The organism is Paenibacillus sp. FSL R7-0179, from assembly GCF_038002265.1.
In the GTDB taxonomy this organism is placed as follows: Bacteria; Bacillota; Bacilli; order Paenibacillales; family Paenibacillaceae; genus Paenibacillus_AQ.
In genome coordinates, this window is the sequence record NZ_JBBOCC010000002.1 from 2,923,522 (window position 1) to 2,939,839 (window position 16,318).

18 protein-coding genes are annotated in these 16,318 nt (G+C 45.8%); 16 read left to right on the plus strand and 2 right to left on the minus strand.

Annotated elements, in window-relative coordinates; all coding sequences use genetic code 11:
- Window positions 1-38 precede the first annotated feature (38 nt).
- The 7 genes from MKX63_RS28930 to MKX63_RS28960 all read left to right on the plus strand — a co-directional run bounded on the left by MKX63_RS28930 (window position 39) and on the right by MKX63_RS28960 (window position 5,706).
- Entirely contained in the window at window positions 39-875 is an 837-nt protein-coding gene (locus tag MKX63_RS28930) for a class I SAM-dependent methyltransferase (RefSeq protein WP_341022058.1), read from the plus strand.
- Window positions 876-966: 91 nt separating this feature from the next.
- Window positions 967-1,989 carry a hypothetical protein gene (locus tag MKX63_RS28935; RefSeq protein WP_341022059.1) on the plus strand — a complete coding sequence of 341 codons (1,023 nt, stop codon included), beginning with the start codon at window positions 967-969 and terminating at the stop codon, window positions 1,987-1,989.
- Between the two features lie 32 nt (window positions 1,990-2,021).
- On the plus strand, window positions 2,022-2,345 hold the full coding sequence (locus MKX63_RS28940) for a MazG-like family protein (RefSeq protein WP_341022061.1): 324 nt from the start codon (window positions 2,022-2,024) through the stop codon (window positions 2,343-2,345).
- Complete coding sequence (locus tag MKX63_RS28945; protein ID WP_341022063.1) at window positions 2,342-2,926, plus strand: GNAT family N-acetyltransferase; 585 nt, start codon at window positions 2,342-2,344, stop codon at window positions 2,924-2,926. Before MKX63_RS28940 ends, MKX63_RS28945 begins: the two co-directional genes overlap by 4 nt.
- Before the next feature lie 220 nt (window positions 2,927-3,146).
- Entirely contained in the window at window positions 3,147-3,338 is a 192-nt protein-coding gene (locus tag MKX63_RS28950; RefSeq protein WP_341022064.1) for a hypothetical protein, read from the plus strand.
- A gap of 119 nt (window positions 3,339-3,457) precedes the next feature.
- On the plus strand, window positions 3,458-5,014 hold the full coding sequence (locus tag MKX63_RS28955; protein WP_341022066.1) for a glycine betaine uptake BCCT transporter: 1,557 nt from the start codon (window positions 3,458-3,460) through the stop codon (window positions 5,012-5,014).
- 140 nt (window positions 5,015-5,154) lie between these two features.
- Complete coding sequence (locus tag MKX63_RS28960) at window positions 5,155-5,706, plus strand: hypothetical protein (RefSeq protein WP_341022068.1); 552 nt, start codon at window positions 5,155-5,157, stop codon at window positions 5,704-5,706.
- 257 nt (window positions 5,707-5,963) lie between these two features.
- On the opposite strand, the gene MKX63_RS28965 is transcribed toward MKX63_RS28960, so the two are convergent.
- On the minus strand, window positions 5,964-6,863 hold the full coding sequence (locus tag MKX63_RS28965; RefSeq protein ID WP_341022070.1) for an AraC family transcriptional regulator: 900 nt from the start codon (window positions 6,861-6,863) through the stop codon (window positions 5,964-5,966).
- Between the two features lie 229 nt (window positions 6,864-7,092).
- On the opposite strand from MKX63_RS28965, the gene MKX63_RS28970 reads away from it, so the two are divergent.
- The 5 genes from MKX63_RS28970 to MKX63_RS28990 all read left to right on the plus strand — a co-directional run bounded on the left by MKX63_RS28970 (window position 7,093) and on the right by MKX63_RS28990 (window position 11,965).
- Window positions 7,093-7,953: a hypothetical protein gene (locus tag MKX63_RS28970; RefSeq protein WP_341022071.1), complete on the plus strand. Its 861-nt coding sequence runs from the start codon at window positions 7,093-7,095 to the stop codon at window positions 7,951-7,953.
- Window positions 7,954-8,081: 128 nt separating this feature from the next.
- Window positions 8,082-9,275, plus strand: a complete 1,194-nt coding sequence (locus tag MKX63_RS28975; RefSeq protein ID WP_341014490.1) for a transposase — start codon at window positions 8,082-8,084, stop codon at window positions 9,273-9,275.
- 537 nt (window positions 9,276-9,812) lie between these two features.
- Window positions 9,813-10,031: a hypothetical protein gene (locus MKX63_RS28980; protein ID WP_341022072.1), complete on the plus strand. Its 219-nt coding sequence runs from the start codon at window positions 9,813-9,815 to the stop codon at window positions 10,029-10,031.
- A gap of 35 nt (window positions 10,032-10,066) precedes the next feature.
- Window positions 10,067-11,239 (plus strand): FAD-dependent oxidoreductase, encoded by a 1,173-nt coding sequence (locus tag MKX63_RS28985; RefSeq protein WP_341022074.1) that lies wholly within the window; start codon window positions 10,067-10,069, stop codon window positions 11,237-11,239.
- A gap of 54 nt (window positions 11,240-11,293) precedes the next feature.
- Window positions 11,294-11,965 (plus strand): TetR/AcrR family transcriptional regulator, encoded by a 672-nt coding sequence (locus MKX63_RS28990; protein WP_341022075.1) that lies wholly within the window; start codon window positions 11,294-11,296, stop codon window positions 11,963-11,965.
- 52 nt (window positions 11,966-12,017) lie between these two features.
- Here the strand turns inward: MKX63_RS28990 and MKX63_RS28995 are convergent, their stop codons facing one another.
- Window positions 12,018-13,184, minus strand: a complete 1,167-nt coding sequence (locus tag MKX63_RS28995) for a DUF418 domain-containing protein (RefSeq protein WP_341022077.1) — start codon at window positions 13,182-13,184, stop codon at window positions 12,018-12,020.
- A gap of 183 nt (window positions 13,185-13,367) precedes the next feature.
- Between MKX63_RS28995 and MKX63_RS29000 the strand changes: the two genes are divergently transcribed.
- The 4 genes from MKX63_RS29000 to MKX63_RS29015 are packed head-to-tail and all read left to right on the plus strand — an operon-like array spanning window position 13,368 to window position 16,265.
- Window positions 13,368-14,063, plus strand: coding sequence for a response regulator transcription factor (locus MKX63_RS29000; RefSeq protein WP_341022079.1), 696 nt, complete (start codon window positions 13,368-13,370; stop codon window positions 14,061-14,063).
- The gene (locus MKX63_RS29005) at window positions 14,050-15,357 is read left to right on the plus strand and encodes a HAMP domain-containing sensor histidine kinase (protein ID WP_341022080.1); all 1,308 of its coding nucleotides are present in this window, start codon (window positions 14,050-14,052) and stop codon (window positions 15,355-15,357) included. Before MKX63_RS29000 ends, MKX63_RS29005 begins: the two co-directional genes overlap by 14 nt.
- A 44-nt stretch (window positions 15,358-15,401) precedes the next feature.
- Window positions 15,402-15,809 (plus strand): phosphate-starvation-inducible protein PsiE, encoded by a 408-nt coding sequence (gene psiE / locus MKX63_RS29010; RefSeq protein ID WP_341022082.1) that lies wholly within the window; start codon window positions 15,402-15,404, stop codon window positions 15,807-15,809.
- A gap of 30 nt (window positions 15,810-15,839) precedes the next feature.
- On the plus strand, window positions 15,840-16,265 hold the full coding sequence (locus MKX63_RS29015) for an SRPBCC family protein (protein WP_341022083.1): 426 nt from the start codon (window positions 15,840-15,842) through the stop codon (window positions 16,263-16,265).
- The last annotated feature ends 53 nt before the right edge of the window (window positions 16,266-16,318 follow it).

Here is a 16,318-nt window from a genome sequence, read left to right on the forward strand (position 1 = left end):
TCCGATGTTCCAATTGAATATGAAAAGGAGAGGCTTTCATGAGCTACAACCCCGAAATCCCAAGAACCCGTTATGACAACTATGGTGACCGTGAATGGACACGGCTTACGAAGGATGGTCCAGGCGAGCTTTTGTATCAGGTGCATTTGGACATTCTACAGCGTTACATCAAGCCTGGGGACCAAGTGTTGGAGATTGGCGCAGGTTCAGGCAGGTACACCAAAGATCTGGCTACCATGTGTGCTGAATTAACTGTTGCTGATCTGTCCAGCCATCAGATTGACTTCAATAAGTCCAAAATGCTGGAGCTGTCTCTATACGACAGAATCAAGGCTTACCATGTGTTAGATGTACTGGACATGAGTGTGTTTGCAGATGCTTCGTTCGACGTTGTGGTATGTATTGGCGGTGTCATCAATTATCTCTTGGACAGAGAGGCGGATGGTATCCGGGAGCTGCTGAGAGTACTTAAGCCGGGCGGCCTACTGATTGTCGGGTCGATGAGCTTCATCGGCGCTTCCATGTATTATCTGGACGGCATCCGCTATGAGAAAGACCAGTTCGGGATCGAGGCGACAAGATGGATCATGAATACGGGGATTCAAGATGAAGAGCATTACCCCGTGCCCAGTAAGCATTACGTCCACATGATGAGGAGCTCTGAATTGGATGCTTTATTTGCCGGATTTCCGGTTAATGTTCTGGAAAGGAGCTCTGCCGGACTATATACGCAAGCCGGAGACGCTGCCTTGGAGAATGCCCGGGCTGACCAGGAATTCTGGAAGCTGCTTGTCGAACATGAAATCGCGTTCACCAAACTGCCGGGCACGCTGGATTGTGGAATGAATCTTATTTATGTGGTGCGTAAGCTATAAGCCTATGGCTTCATAATTATGCCTAATCAAAATCCCGTCTGCCACAAACAGGCGGGACTTTTTATATCCGAAGGAACGGGGGATTACGGGAATGGGAGTATGGACTAGCTCAATGAATGGTGCACCTTGGACAAAAGGTAAAATGGATCAAGCGGTGAAGCAACTGCGCGAGCGTGCGCTTATTTCGTATGTCTTCGATGTGGACAAGCCTCAGGATCTGCTGGACTTAGATCAGCATGTATTTGCGGAACGCCCGGATCTGGTCTTGTCAATTAGCCAAGCGGACACGAAAGGACGATATACCAAGGAATTACTGCAGACCATTGCGGAGTTAAAACATATCACAGCCCTGCAGCTCAACCTGTATCATAGTGTGGATCTGAACGTGCTTGGCAAGCTGGAGCGGCTGCAGTTTCTATCCATTATGGCCAAAAAGCCGGTAGACCTCAGCTTCATCTCCAGCTTCAAGCAGCTGCAATATCTCTCCCTCCATGGACAATTTAAGGACTTAACACCGATAGGCGATGCTTCCAGCCTGGATACCTTAATCTTGCGGACTACGATTCATGAGTTGGAATTTATCCGCCGGTTGCCGAAGCTGCTGTGCATCTTCATTCACGACTCCATTTTGAAAGGGTCACTGGATGCGCTTGCAGACTCTAGAGTCCCCATGCTGAGTCTGGCGGCTATCCGTAACTTAACTGAGCTAGATGTCCTGGAGTCTATGAGCAATCTTGCATACCTACACTTATCCTTGGCGAAGGTGGAGGGTTTGTGTGACTTCTCTAATATGCCGGGGCTTATACAGCTTGAACTCGATAACATGAAATCCCTGGAAGTTATATCCCCTTTATGGACCGCAACACAGCTGGAAATGCTGGGGCTCCGGGAGATTTCTGCTGCCGTGACAGCGAAGGAGTTAGAGCCTTTAACCGCGATGGAGCACCTGAAACAGGTGGACTTCCAGTTCCTTGATTTCAAAAAAGGAAGGATCGCAGCCTTACGTGAAACGTTTGCCCAGGCAGGCAAGAGCCACCTATTGTATGAGAATATCGCCGAAGCCCAACGGATCAAGCCCATGTCGTTAGTGCATCTGCGCAAGCATATAGGATAAGTTCAATAATACAAAAGATCGGAGTGATCACGGTGATTGATTTAGTACAACTCCAGAAGCGAGTGTACCAGAATAAGATCGAGAAGGGGTTCAATGTTACTGATATTTATCAGGAATTCTGCCTGACTCACGGCGAATTATCTGAAGCCTGCGATGCTTACCGGAAGAAGAAGGGCGATCTCGGTGAAGAATTAGCGGACGTTGCCATCTACCTGATTGGACTGGCGGAGATTCTGGGGGTTAATCTGGAAGAAGAGATCATGAACAAAATGGTCAAAAATGAAAACAGAGTCTATGAGAATAGGGATGGAGTGCTTGTGAAGGTCGAGGATAATCTAAAAGGAGTGCATTTATGAAGTACTATAAGAAATTAACCGGAAAGAAGTGTTACTTAAGCACAGTGGCTACTGACGATGCAGAAGCTTGGACACGCTGGTTCAATGATCTGGAGGTAACCGCCCCGCTTGGAAATGAAGCCTATCTGCTAACATCTCTGGACAAGGAGCGTGAAGGAATAGAGCATGTACTCAAGTCTGGAACGCATATGTTCAGCATTGTGGATCTGGAGAGCGACATGGCCATTGGACGCTGCCTGCTGTTTGATGTTAATCTTGTCGACCGGAATGCCATGGCAGGTATTTTTATCGGCGATAAGGCATTTTGGGGAAAAGGCTTCGGCTCAGACGCTATGAGGCTGCTGGTCGATTACGGATTCAATCTGCTGAATTTGAATAACATTATGCTGGGGACGTTCGCCTTCAATCAAAGAGCAATTCAGTGCTATAAGAAGGTCGGATTCAAAGAGATTGGAAGAAGAAGACAGGCCCGTATTATCGGAGGCGTAAAATATGATGCGATTCTGATGGATATGCTGGCCGAGGAGTTCGAATCGGTATTCGTGAAGCCGATTGTCACAGGCTCGCAGGTTAGTCAATAGGGTAGCTGGACAAGACAAAACACACCGCTGAGACACCTGGCGGTGTGTTTTGTCTTGTACCGGCATCCAAAGCTGATTCAGTCTTCTTGATTTATCTATTACCCAATAAGGTTAATGAATGACATCCTTTCGGTGAACTTAGTGCATAAGCACCCCGATAGTATGGAAAAACTTATATGGTGCAGATAAACAGCATGATTAGATTTCTCAGGAGGTTAGTATGATGACAACTCAGGACCCGAAGGAGCTTTTGAAGCTGAAGCATGAGCAGGATGATGAGAAGAGACAGTTCACTAACTTTGCCCGGGCTGTATCCGAAGACGGGGAAGTAGAAGCAGGTCAGGAATTCAGTCACGACCGGCTGCCTGACGACCAGAACCGGATGAAATCGGTGGAGAATAGACAGAACTGAGCAGAACCCTGACGGACAAGAACAATGGATGGACCCTCAGGAAGCCTTTGATGCGTTTCCTGAGGTTTTTTGGTTTGTTGCTTGAAATACTACATACATTACACATGGAGGTTCATTTAATGGTTTTTATCATCTCAATTACTATCGTAGCGATTTTTGCAATCTGGGGAGCAGTGGCGCCTGACCAGATGGCCAGTACTGCAAATGCCGCGTACTCTTTCTCCATTCATAATTTCGGCTGGTTTTATTTACTGGCGACTCTGTTTTTCCTGATCTTCACCTTCTATTTAGCCTTTAGCCGGTTTGGCAGCATCCGTCTGGGAGACGATGATGATGAACCCGAATATTCCACGGTCTCCTGGCTGTCGATGTTATTCAGTGCAGGGATGGGGATCGGGCTTGTCTACTGGGGAGTCGCTGAACCGCTGTCCCATTACTTATCTCCGCCGGAGGGCGTAGCGGGAGGGACGACAGAAGCCGCACGGATCTCCATGCGGTATTCTTTTTTCCATTGGGGACTGCATCCATGGGCGATCTATGCTGTCATCGGCTTGACGCTTGCTTATTTCCAGTTCCGCAAAGGTTACAAAGGCTTGATCAGCTCAGCTTTTATCCCTTTACTGGGAGAGAAGCTCGTTTCCGGCTGGCTGGGCAAGACCATCGATATTTTGGCAGTGATTGCCACGATATTTGGAGTAGCGACTTCGCTGGGTCTCGGAGCTCTGCAGATTAACGGAGGGCTGCATTATTTATTCGGGCTTCCGAACACCGTAGCAGCTCAGATTGTTATTATCGCAATAGTGACCGTGCTGTTCCTCATTTCTGCTACCAGCGGTCTGGACAAGGGGATCAAAATCCTCAGCAACACCAATCTGGTAATCGCCGTTCTGCTGATGCTGTTCGTATGGATAACGGGTCCGACCTCGTTTATCTTCGAGACCTTTACCACCACATTAGGCAGCTATCTGCAAAACATCGTCAATATGAGCTTGAGATTAACGCCTTTTTCCAAGGGAACCTGGGTAGGGGCCTGGACCTTGTTCTATTGGGCCTGGTGGATTGCCTGGGCGCCCTTTGTCGGAACGTTCATTGCCAGGGTATCGAAAGGAAGAACCATTAAGGAGTTTGTCATTTGCGTCCTGATTATACCGAGCCTGTTTGGTTTTGTCTGGTTCTCCGTATTTGGCGGGACAGGCCTGCAACTGGAATTGTTCGATGCTGCCGAGCTGGCCACAGCCGTTAAACAAGATACGACGACCGCTCTGTTTGTCATGCTGGAGCATCTGCCGTTAGGCACCATAGTATCGTTTATAGCTACCATCCTGATTATGATCTTCTTCATTACTTCAGCCGATTCGGCTACTTTTGTACTAGGGATGCTAACCACAGACGGCAAACTCAATCCCAGTGCAAGAGTCAAGCTAACCTGGGGCATTCTGCAGTCCTCCATCGCTGTAGTGCTGCTGATTAGCGGCGGATTAAGCGGCCTGCAGACCGCTTCCATTGCAGCAGCTTTACCTTTTGCCATTGTGCTGATCGGTATGTGCTTTTCCTTGCTCAAGGCACTTCGGGAAGAGGATAGGGAGCGCCGTCAACGGGAAAAGCGCCAACGCCAAAAGCTGAAGCGGCTGCTGGAGGAGCATGAAGCGGCTCAGCCTAATGTGGATTCCATTTGATCATTCTTTTGTGAAACATTAGTTAAAAAAGTTCTCTACCCTCCATCCTCCATGAGCCGGTGTTATTCTTAACTTCTAAAATTATATAAAGGTGTGTGTTAAAGATCACAGAAGATAGCCTGAAGCTGGAACATAAGAGGATGAGGCTAACACAGCTTGAACGCTATATACCATTTATCATTCTGGCCATGTTTCAATTGACGATGGGCAATCAGCTGTGCAGAGCGCTGTTTCGCCACTGCGACCTGCCGCTGATGCGGTATTCCTTCTACCGGAAGGATGCGCTGCAGCATTTCCGCTTGCGCCTCCGCTGGCTGCTAGGGCGAAATATACTGATCGGAGCAGGCTTGGCGGCTGTTCTGAGTGTGTTTATCCTGATTGTCGCAGAAGGGAGCTTCCATCCGAACCTGCTTCCGGTATGGCTGTTAACGCTGGCGTTAGCAGTGATTTTCTCGGTACATCATTTGCTGCTGTATTACCTCCTCCAGCCTTATACCCCGGATATGACTACCAGTAACCCATGGTTTACTTTGCTGAATAGCCTGGGTTCGATAGGTTTCCTTGCAGCATTCCTGCTGCGTCCGGCCCCTTGGGGCTTAACTATAACCATCTTCTTGCTCGCTTTAGTGTATTTCATTAGTGCAATTCCGCTTGTCTCAAGGTACTCAGGCAGCCGGTTTAGCGTGAAATAATATACGATTTTGATATAATTACAAACGATTTCGGGAGCAGCCCCCCCTTCTTTATACTATTCTGAGAATAGAAATAAGAAGGGGGGGCTGCTTATGATGCTTCAGGTTGCGAGCGGGATTCTGTTGCTTCTATTCCTGTTTTTCGGTATACGGGCTATAGTGCATTCTAAATGGTGTGACAAACTAGCTAGACAACAGGACAAACGGTTCACTCATTATATCAGTCAAAAATACGTTGACGATGAGAAAGACACCTATTAAAAATCGTGGCTGGGAGCAGAAGCTTGCTTGCGGAAGTCCTGTGGAATTTGTCCTAATTGTTTACCGAACACATGCGAAAAATAACTTGCCGTTTGAAATCCGCAGGCCATGGCGATCTCTCCCACAGGCATCGTTGTCTCTTTCAGCATCTCACAGCTTTTTTGAAGACGATAGCGGGTTAAATAATTATTGGGTGACCAGCCAACATGCTTTTTGAATAGCTCATAACATCTGCTTCTGCATACTGAACCGGCGGCGGCAATCTCATCAATGGTTAGTTTAGCGTCATATTGCTGGTGAATATACCCGGTCATTTTACGGATCGTCATCCATACCTGTTCATCATTCGGATTGCCCGGTGCTTGCTGTATATGATCGGCTATACCCGCACATATGGACACAGCCAGAGATACTAACCGGAGCAGGTTCCCTTCATGGCTCTGCACTTCATTATACAACTCAGTTAGTGCGAGCAGTATCTCATGCTGCCAAGACGTTTGAGAAGATAACAGTAAAAAATCATCGGTGCCGGAACCGAATTTTTCTTCCAGATATGCTTTTCCTGCAAGCGTGTTTTCGCCCAGAAGTGCAGGATGAATGACGATGACCAGAAAAGTACAATCGCTCTCCTTAGCAGAGAAGCCATAGTGAAGGCGTTTACTGTTAACAAAAATTCCGTTCCCTTTACCAAACTGGACCGTTTGTCCGTTCACATAATAATCCATTATCCCGTCCAGCACCAAAATAAACTCCAGATCCGGATGCCAATGATAAGCGGCCGCGAACCGGTCGAATTGATGCAGTGCTCCTTTTTTAGCATACAGCGGAAAACCCGGCAGATTATAATTCAGCCTTTCGGATAAATCAGAGAATACCTCAAGAGCGAATTTTTCCATCGCTACACCTCATTCATGAATTATACGATTTTGATATAATAATAACTGATTGAAGAGGGGGAAACAAAAAAATGTCTTAAGGATGGGATTTCCAAAGCAGAGGATAGTTGTATAATAAAGCTTGGAAAGAACTTCTCTGTTTTTGCTACATGCAACCTAATGATGGAACTATGCTAGCAAGATTGGTTGAGGCCTTTACTATGGATATACAAGCGGGGAGAAAACATCTATGAAGCGAAAGAGTTTGATTTATTCACTAATGTTAGCAATTATATTATCAGTCGTATCAGGGGCGGGTAATATAAGTGCGGCTGCACGAAGCATCACCGACATTGTCAAGGTGACCAAACCAACGGAAATTAAAATGGGGGAGTGGAAGTCATACCAAATAGCCATCACGGACTGGACGGATGGAGACGTGGAAAACTATGATTTTACTCCAATTTCCTCAGATGAGAATATTGTAAAGGTTGTCCGGAAAACGAAATGGGTTTCTGAACTTCATGCCTTAAATAAAGGGACTGCAACCTTAACAGTCAATATTGGAGAAAAGTTTGAACCTTATGTGTTCACTGTTCAAGTGGTCGATGATTATACAGTTATACCTGAAACAACTCCTACACCAACTCCTGAACCAACAAGTCCAGTAGTCATAAAGGAACCTACCCATGAAGAAATTATGGTTAAGGACATACAGGATTATATCAGACAGTTGGAACCGCTAATAACCTATGAAGAAAAAGCTATAAATGCACATAATCAGAACAAAGGTCCAAACGATACGACAAGAAAAACATTCTTTCTGTCTTTAAATAATACTGTAGTACCGAACTATACTAAGTTTGTATCCGGGTTGAAGAATTTAAAGCCCAATACTGCAAATGCAGAGTTGAAAGAAATACATAATTACTATGTAGCAGGGGCAAAACTTCAACTTGAGGGATTCACTATAATGCGAGACAGTCTGAAGACAACTAAAATAGATTATTCTAAATTCTATGCAGGTAATAAGAAGGTTAAAGAAGGATCTATCAAATTGGATAAATTGGAAATCCTGATGGACAACTATAAAATGAAATACTTTAAATAAATGAGCATTTTGCATTAATCTAAGCCCTTATTACACAAAGGTTTTTCGAGCATGAAAAAGGACTTCACCCCAACTTGGAGAAGTTTTTTGGTAACGACACCAAAACACTCAAGAGGAGGAAGCCCCCTTTGTATATTCTCCAAGAAAGTCTATTTTCCTTTGAGGAGCTTCAAAAAATTGAATCGAAAGAACGACTGCCCCTCTTTTTCAGTGCACTGGATCTACGGCCGTATGCGAGACAATTAAGAAATCCTTCACCCCGAGGAGCGGACGGGCACTGCCGTCAAGGCATTCTTCGCGCATTACTCGCGGCTCCCTTAGAAAACATCGATACGTTCACCGGCCTAGCACGCAGACTGGAATTTGACCTTCGTTTCCGTTACCAATGTGGACTTCGGCTGGACATTCCCGCCCCTTCGATTTCTACGTTAAGTCGGGTTTTTGCCGAACTGACATGCAAAAACCTTGCCCAGCAGTTGTTTGAGGATCTTGTTGCTCAGTGTCAGGAAGCCGGAATCCTAGGCGGCACGCATGTCGCCATCGACAGCGCAGCCATTCACGCCTACGAGAAAAAAGAACCCAAGCGAAAAAGCGAACTCACCGGCAATGCCAATTGGGGAGTTAAACTCGATACGTTTGGCAACAAAGTCAAGTGGTTTGGCTATAAGCTGCACCTGGCCGTCGATACGGAGAGTGAACTTCCGATTGCCCTAAAGGTTACACCTGCTCATGTAAATGATGGCGATGAGGGACCTACACTCATGAAGCGAACCGCCGAACGATTCAAGCCTCGTTTTTTCATGCTGGATGCAGGATATGACCAAATGAAAAACTACGAAATGGCTCGCAGCGTCAAGGCCCAGGCCATTATTCCAATGAACCCGCGAAACGAAAAGGAACCTCCTGCAGGGATGACAAGCAAAGGGACGCCATGCTGTTCGATGGGGTTTCCAATGACGTATTGGGGACAGGAAAAGGAACGTTTGAAGTTTCGTTGTCCACACGCTACGGGGAAAGTGGATTGTCCTTTAGGTATGACGGCCTGTTCGTCTTCCAATTACGGAATGGTCGTTAAGGTCAGTAGCAGAGACGATTTACGTCGCTATGCGTTACCACACCGAGAAAGCCGAAATTGGAAAGAACTCTACAACAAGCGAACAAGTGTAGAACGATGCAATTCTCGAATGAAGACCTACCTAACCGCAGACCAATTACATGTTTGGGGCATTCAGAAAGTCACGACTCACCAATATTTGAATGCCATTATTTTGCTTGCTTCTGCGCTAGCTATCTCGAGACAACGAGGCACAAACGCCGCTTAAAATTTCAATCCTCTGAAAATTCTGCCCGTCTGTCCATTTTCATCTTTTTCACTCAAAATCTCAATTCAGCTTGAGATATAACCTTCTTTTTTTTCTTGAAAATGAATTATGCAAAATGCTCAAATAAAAAACAAAACCCTTATAACCCTATAAGGGTTCTATTTTTTATTCTAAGAAAAACGCACAAACAACGACGAACACTATTCTTGACGAACACTGTTCGTTATGTTATAAATGTATCATCTAATTAATTCATACGCTTGTCTTAAAACAAATATTGCCCATACTTCTAGCTGTTGCTTCAGGAATGTTCCTGGTGATCTTAGACAGCATCATCATGAATGTGGCCGTACCGAAATTAGTGAATGCCTTCGATACCAATCTTAGACCGTTTCTCACCCCAAACGGATGTTTATGATTAGCATTGTCTTATTTGTGCTCGCATCTGTACTGTGTGCAATGGCCCCCCCCTAGTCACCTTATTATTTTCCGCATCATTCAAGCTTTGGGCGGATCGGCATTAATGCCGGCGGCCGGTTGACCCCCATCACCACTTCAGCCCAGCAGATCATGTCCTCCTTCGGCGTTACCATCACGATGGCTTTTCTGGCCAACCAAATCAGGGGACTTCCCGCACAGCATTCACCTGATCAATTAGGTCATGCCTTCGGCTCAACCTTCTGGATTACTTTGAGCTTTGCAATAGGTGCATTGGTTTTAACTTTGTTTTTTACTGGCAAGAAGCAGGTTTCTTGAGAAAATAACTTTCAACCCAAAGGAGATGTCTACACATGACAACTGTTCATTCTACGGAACAACGCCGGATCGCTATTATTGGAGGTGGACCAGGGGGGCTAACGATTGCCCTGATTCTGCAGCAGCATGGTATTTCCTCAACAGTCTACGAACGTGAGCATGCGGACCTGAGCCATGAACGCGGAGGCTCCTTAGATATCCATGAAGAATCCGGGCAGCTCGCCTTGAAGGAAGCCGGATTATATGAAGCTTTTCTGAAGGCAGCACGTTTTGAGGGCGAAGACTTCCGGCTCATGGATAAGACGGGAACCCTATACCTGGATGAAGTGGCCGACGAAGAGAGCCCGGAAGGGCAGAGACGCCCGGAGATTGACCGTGGTGTGCTGTGTGACTTGCTTTTAAACAAACTAGATCCATCTACCATACAGTATGGCTATAAACTGGAGAAGGCTGTGTCTTTGGGGGAGGGGAAGACGGAGCTTCATTTTGAAAATGGTCATACTACTGTGGCTGATCTTGTAATTGGTGCGGACGGTGCCTTTTCCCGCGTTCGTCCTCTGCTTACGGATACAAATGTAGCATATTCAGGTCTGACTATGCTGGAGCTTAACGTGATCGCCGCCGATCACCCGGATCTGGCAGCATTCAATGCACGTGGCAAGATGTTTGCACTGGATGATCACAAAGGGATTCTGGGCCAGTTGAACGGCAACGGACGGATCAAAGTATATGCAAGCTTCAAGGTTGAGCGGGACTGGTTAGACGAAATCCGCAATGATAGCCCGCGGGAGATAAAGGCAAAGCTGCTTGAGCTGTTTCACGATTGGAGCGAACCGCTCAAGAATTATATCCGGTATGCGGAGGATGCGGTTGTGCCCAGACGGATCTACATGCTGCCCGTCGGGTTCCGCTGGGAACGCAGCGCTGGAGTGACGTTGATTGGAGATGCAGCACATGTCATGTCCCCTTTTGCCGGAGAAGGAGTGAATCTTGCCATGCTGGATGCGTTGGAGCTGGCCATTGCTATAGTAAGGAACAAGCAGACACCAGCAGCCATTGAAGAATATGAGGAGAAAATGTTCCAGTATGCCTCAGAGAAAGCACATATGTCTAACGAAAATCTCATCCTGAGCTTCTCAGAGAATGCGGCTCCCAAGTTTGCAGCACTCATGCAATCTTATCAAGACCTGTATGAGCAGCAAGGATGAGGTTATCTTCGGCGATGTATTTACTATTGGCTTCCGGCATGTTATAAGAAAAGTATGATGAAACCTAAACGTGAAATTGTGAGCCGCCGTAACCGGCCAGCCAAAGAACCCCTTAGTCATGAAATCATTGTCAAGACCGCATATGAGCTGCTGAAGCAGGAAGGAGCCTCCGGCATGAGCATGAGGAAGGTAGCCAAACAACTGGACACCGGACCTTCCTCCCTATATGTATACGTTAAAAATCTGCAGGAATTGAGCTCATATGTGCTTGACCTTGGTCTCGGTGAGTTGAATCTGCCGGAGCTCACGGACGACAATTGGAAGGAACAGTTATTTCAAGCGCTGCATGCCTATGCAGAGCTGCTTATCGGGCAACCTGGATTAGCGGAGCTGTCTCTACAGACGATTCCTATTGGAAATCATGCCTTTCGTCTGAATGAGTATTTACTTACCGTCCTCCAGAAGGGCGGAATCACCTCTACGGCCGCTGCTTGGGGAACGGACCTGTTGCTCTTGTACGTGTCTTCCATTGCCTTGGAGAAGGCTAAGAGAGAGAGCGGATTGATGGCAACTGCCCAGAGTTACTATAACGAAGCAGATCCGGTACGTTTTCCGTTGATGAACAGTCTGAAGACTGATTTATTCTCTGGGGATACCGCCTCCAAGGAGAGGTTCTTCTGGGCCATTGAAGTGATACTCCAGGGGATAATGCACAAACCTGTATAGCGCGCAGAAAAACGCCGGGGAAAGAGCCTGGCGTTTTTCTGTGTTAATCATTTTACTTACCATATGTCAGCTTGCGCCATATAAATTCCATCGGGCCGTACTTGAATCTCTTTAACCACAATGTACTGAAAATCGTGAGACCCGCATACACAGCCAGAGCAACCATCATCGTTCCAGTGGACTCGATGTGATCCGCAAGTCCGAAGCCGTACCCGAGTAACAGGATGGTGCCAATGATGGAGTGGAGCAGATAACAGGTTAATGACATCCGTCCGACTTTGCTGAAAATCATCAGGGGGCTTCGCAGCATAGGAACGAACAAATACAGCATGGCAAGCGTGCTCATATAGAACATGCTTCCGGTTACCCCCCCGCTTTGACCAAGTGCAGAGAGAATTTCTATCGAAGCCATATTCTTAGAAGGAATAAGCATGTCCAGCATCGTACTGCTCTGCGTGATTAGAAAAGCGGATGTACTAATGATCCAGATTCGTTTCCATAGTTGCTTTTTCATTTCCATGTCTCTGAAGTAACCCGTTTTAACAAAGTATGCACCCATCAGAAACATGAGAAACATGGAGAATACTGTTGAGAAGGAGCTGGCAGCCATCGGAATCATATCTGCCCACCGGGCTCCTATAGAATCCAGGTAAGTAAGTGTGCTATTGTGACTATTCAGAGTGAAATCTGCAAAATACGGTGTCTCTGGTACTGCAGTATTCATAACATTGTACAGAATCGTGAAAATAGGGATGAGGAATTGAATCATGATTAGTGCGATAATCCAGCGCAGCAATGTTTTGGGTGTACGCTTGTAGAAGGCCAATAGCAGGAAGCCGGTTACAGCGTAGAAGGCCAATATATCGCCGACCCAAACAAAGGTGATGTGTAGAACACCAAATCCCAACAGGAAGGTTAGCCTGCGTGCGAACAGTTTGTTGGGACTCTCAACCCGCTCAGCTGCCCGATCCATAAAAATCATAAATCCAACGCCGAACAGGAAGGAGAAGAGGGTAACAAATTTCCCTTCGCCAAACCAGGAGACCAGATTGTGTAATACATCATCTGAGGACATTTCGAATCCCTTAACGGAATCTACGATCAGAAAATAATTGACAATGATAATGCCCAGCATAGCGAATCCACGGACGATGTCCAGAAAATGAACTCTCTCCCGAAGACTCATCGGTTGCCCGTGTCCTTCTTTTTTAGCATTCATCTCCATGCTCCTTTCCATTACAAAGGTTAAATATAAAGCTCAAATCTTAACCATTTATGAAGGGCCATCAACTTTTTTGGAGTTGTGACAATTTTGTGTCTGATTTAAGTTTTAATAAACTGTTAAGATTTATGCCGTATCTTATAAATTACTAAGCATCAAGAATTATGAGGTGAGAGAGGAATGACCCATCGTATATTAGTGGTAGAGGATGATCAGGATATTGGCGTCCTTCTAAAAGAGTCCCTTATGCGCGCAGGATATGAAGTGTTCACGGCCCAAGATGGGCAGCGGGCTTTAGAACTGGTGAACGATTCTCTGGACTTGGTTATTTTGGACATTATGATGCCGGGGATTTCAGGAATCCAGACCTGTAAGCAGATCAGGGAATCCTCCAATGTACCGATTCTATTCTTAACGGCCAGATCGAGCACACTCGACAAAACTGAGGGGTTACTCGCTGGTGGAGATGACTATATGACCAAACCCTTCTCGGAAGATGAACTTCACGCAAGAGTGATTGCCCAATTACGCAGATATACAATTTATAAGGAAAAACGGGAACCTGAAGAAATGTTCCTGGTTGGGGGCAAGCTAAGAGTTAACGAGGAATTTAATGAAGTCTGGAAGGAAGGGCAGCAAATCATGCTGTCCGATCTGGAATATCGTATTCTGAAGCTGCTGATGAGTAAACGGAATAAAATTTTTTCTGCCCAAAATATATATGAAAGTGTGTGGAGTCAGCCCTACTTTTATTGTTCCAACAATACCGTTATGGTGCATATCCGGAAGCTGCGGGCCAAAATTGAGGAAGACCCGGCACATCCAGCTTACATTCAAACGGAATGGGGAAGAGGATATCGATTTGTTGCATCGTAAATTTACGCTAACTAATAAACTAGCTATGCTGATCATGGCTGCTGCAGTTGTGAGTGGTGTGTTCTTTGTGACTGCACAAAAAATCACCAATGAGCTGATCGACAGATATTTGAGCTCGGATGAGTATTACCAGGAGCAGTCAGCCAAATACATTCACAAATTCAGCAAGTATGTTTCAGCCCATGAGCTGACCACATCGGATCGGAAGGCTTTTGATGATTGGGTCAAAAAAGAAAATTATATTACCGTCACCATTTTTAAAGACCAGGTGCTGCAATATAATTCCAATTACACTTTTGAAGACGAATCGGCTTATGGAAGGGAAAGAGTGACTCAATACGAACAGAATCATTCTTATCCGGTCAAGTTTCGTAATGGTGAAGGAGAGGTTAGTATCGACGGCTTCTACTCCTCCAGATATGATGACCTGGCTTTTACTCTGGAGCTTCTAGCTGCAACGCTAATCTTTCTGATCATTGTTCTCTTCGGCATCCGCCGCAGTCTCCGCTATCTGCGGACCATTCATCAGGAAATCCATATTCTTGAGGGCGGTGAATTGGACTACGAGATGACAGTAAGAGGGCAGGATGAGTTAGCAATGATTGCTGAGAGTGTTGAGGAGCTGCGGAAAGCTTTTCTGGACAAACTTAAAGCGATTGAGGAATTACAAGCTGAGAGCCGAAGCCTGGTCACCGAAATGTCGCATGATATGCGCACACCTCTGACCTCGCTCATCATGTATCTGGAGTTTGCCCAAAAGGAGCAGGATGAGGAGGTCACCCCCAAAGACCGTTATGTGACCAATGCTTATGGCAAAGCCATGAAACTAAAAAACTTGACGGACAATTTGTTTGCTTACTTCCTGCTGGACAAAGAAAACGAGGCCGATCTGGAGAGCGTCGCTGTAAAAGAAGTGATCTACGACCTGATGTCAGATCAGATCGCTATTCTCCATCAGGAGCATTTCCGGGTCCACATCTCGGGAGAACTGCCGGAGACGTATATTAATGTAAATATAGAGGAGCTCGGCCGTGTATTTGATAATGTGATGTCCAACTTATTGAAATACACAGATCCGGAAGAAGAAATCAGCATTACGTTTGTATCAGACCAAGAGATATTCGAGATTCATTTTGTTAATATGATTAAACAACTGGATGTGCAGCCTGAGAGCAACGGTCTTGGGGAAAGAAGCATTGCGCGGATGATGTCCCGGATGCAGGGGCAGTTTCACTGGACACAAGAAAATTCCAAGTATCATACTGTGTTAAGATTTTGGAATACTAAGATGTAGACGATATACGTATCTCACGAATATAATGAAATAGGAGAAATTTAATGGAATATTTAAAAAAGTTGCCTTATCTGTTACAATCACTGCTTAATATTTGCCTGTTTTTACTGGCGTTAGCTCTAAGCGTGCTCCTTATCAGTGAGACCTGGTACATTATGCAGGTTGTATATAAATCACTCTTCACTAGAGTAGATAGCTATTATGAAATGTTGGGGGAATTGCTGATATTCTTCATGTATTTCGAGTTCATTGCCTTGATTATCAAATATTTCAAAGCAGAATTTCATTTTCCGCTTCGCTACTTCATTTATATTGGCATCACGGCGATTACTCGTTTGATTATCATCGACCATGATCAGGCAATTTCAACCTTCTGGTGGTCGGTGTCCATACTTATCATGATCTGTGCATTATTTATCGCCAATAGGAAAAAATCTATGGAAGAACATTAATCATCACAGTTGAAAGAGGTGTCTATTGCAATGAAAGAGAATCAACCGACGAAAGTAACCGTACAAACCGTAGTACAAGCCCCTGTCGAGAAGGTATGGCGCTACTGGACCGAGCCGGAGCACATCACCAAGTGGAATCAGGCCTCCGGGGACTGGCATGCGCCGAGAGCCGAGAATAATCTGCGGGTCGGCGGTACCTTTCTGACACGGATGGAAGCGAAGGATGGCAGCATGGGCTTTGATTTTGGCGGCGTATACGATGTCGTGAATCAGCATGAGGTGATCAGCTACACCATAGAAGACGGAAGAAGAGTGGAGATTACGTTCGCCCGTCAAGGGAATGAGACGAAGGTCATTGAAACGTTCGATGCGGAAAACGCCAATCCCGTTGAGCTCCAGCAAGCGGGCTGGCAGGCAATCATGGACAACTTTAAAGCCTATACTGAAAAAAACTAATCAGAACAAAATCACCTTAATGGATGAACAAGATTACCTGCTTGCGAGCACCA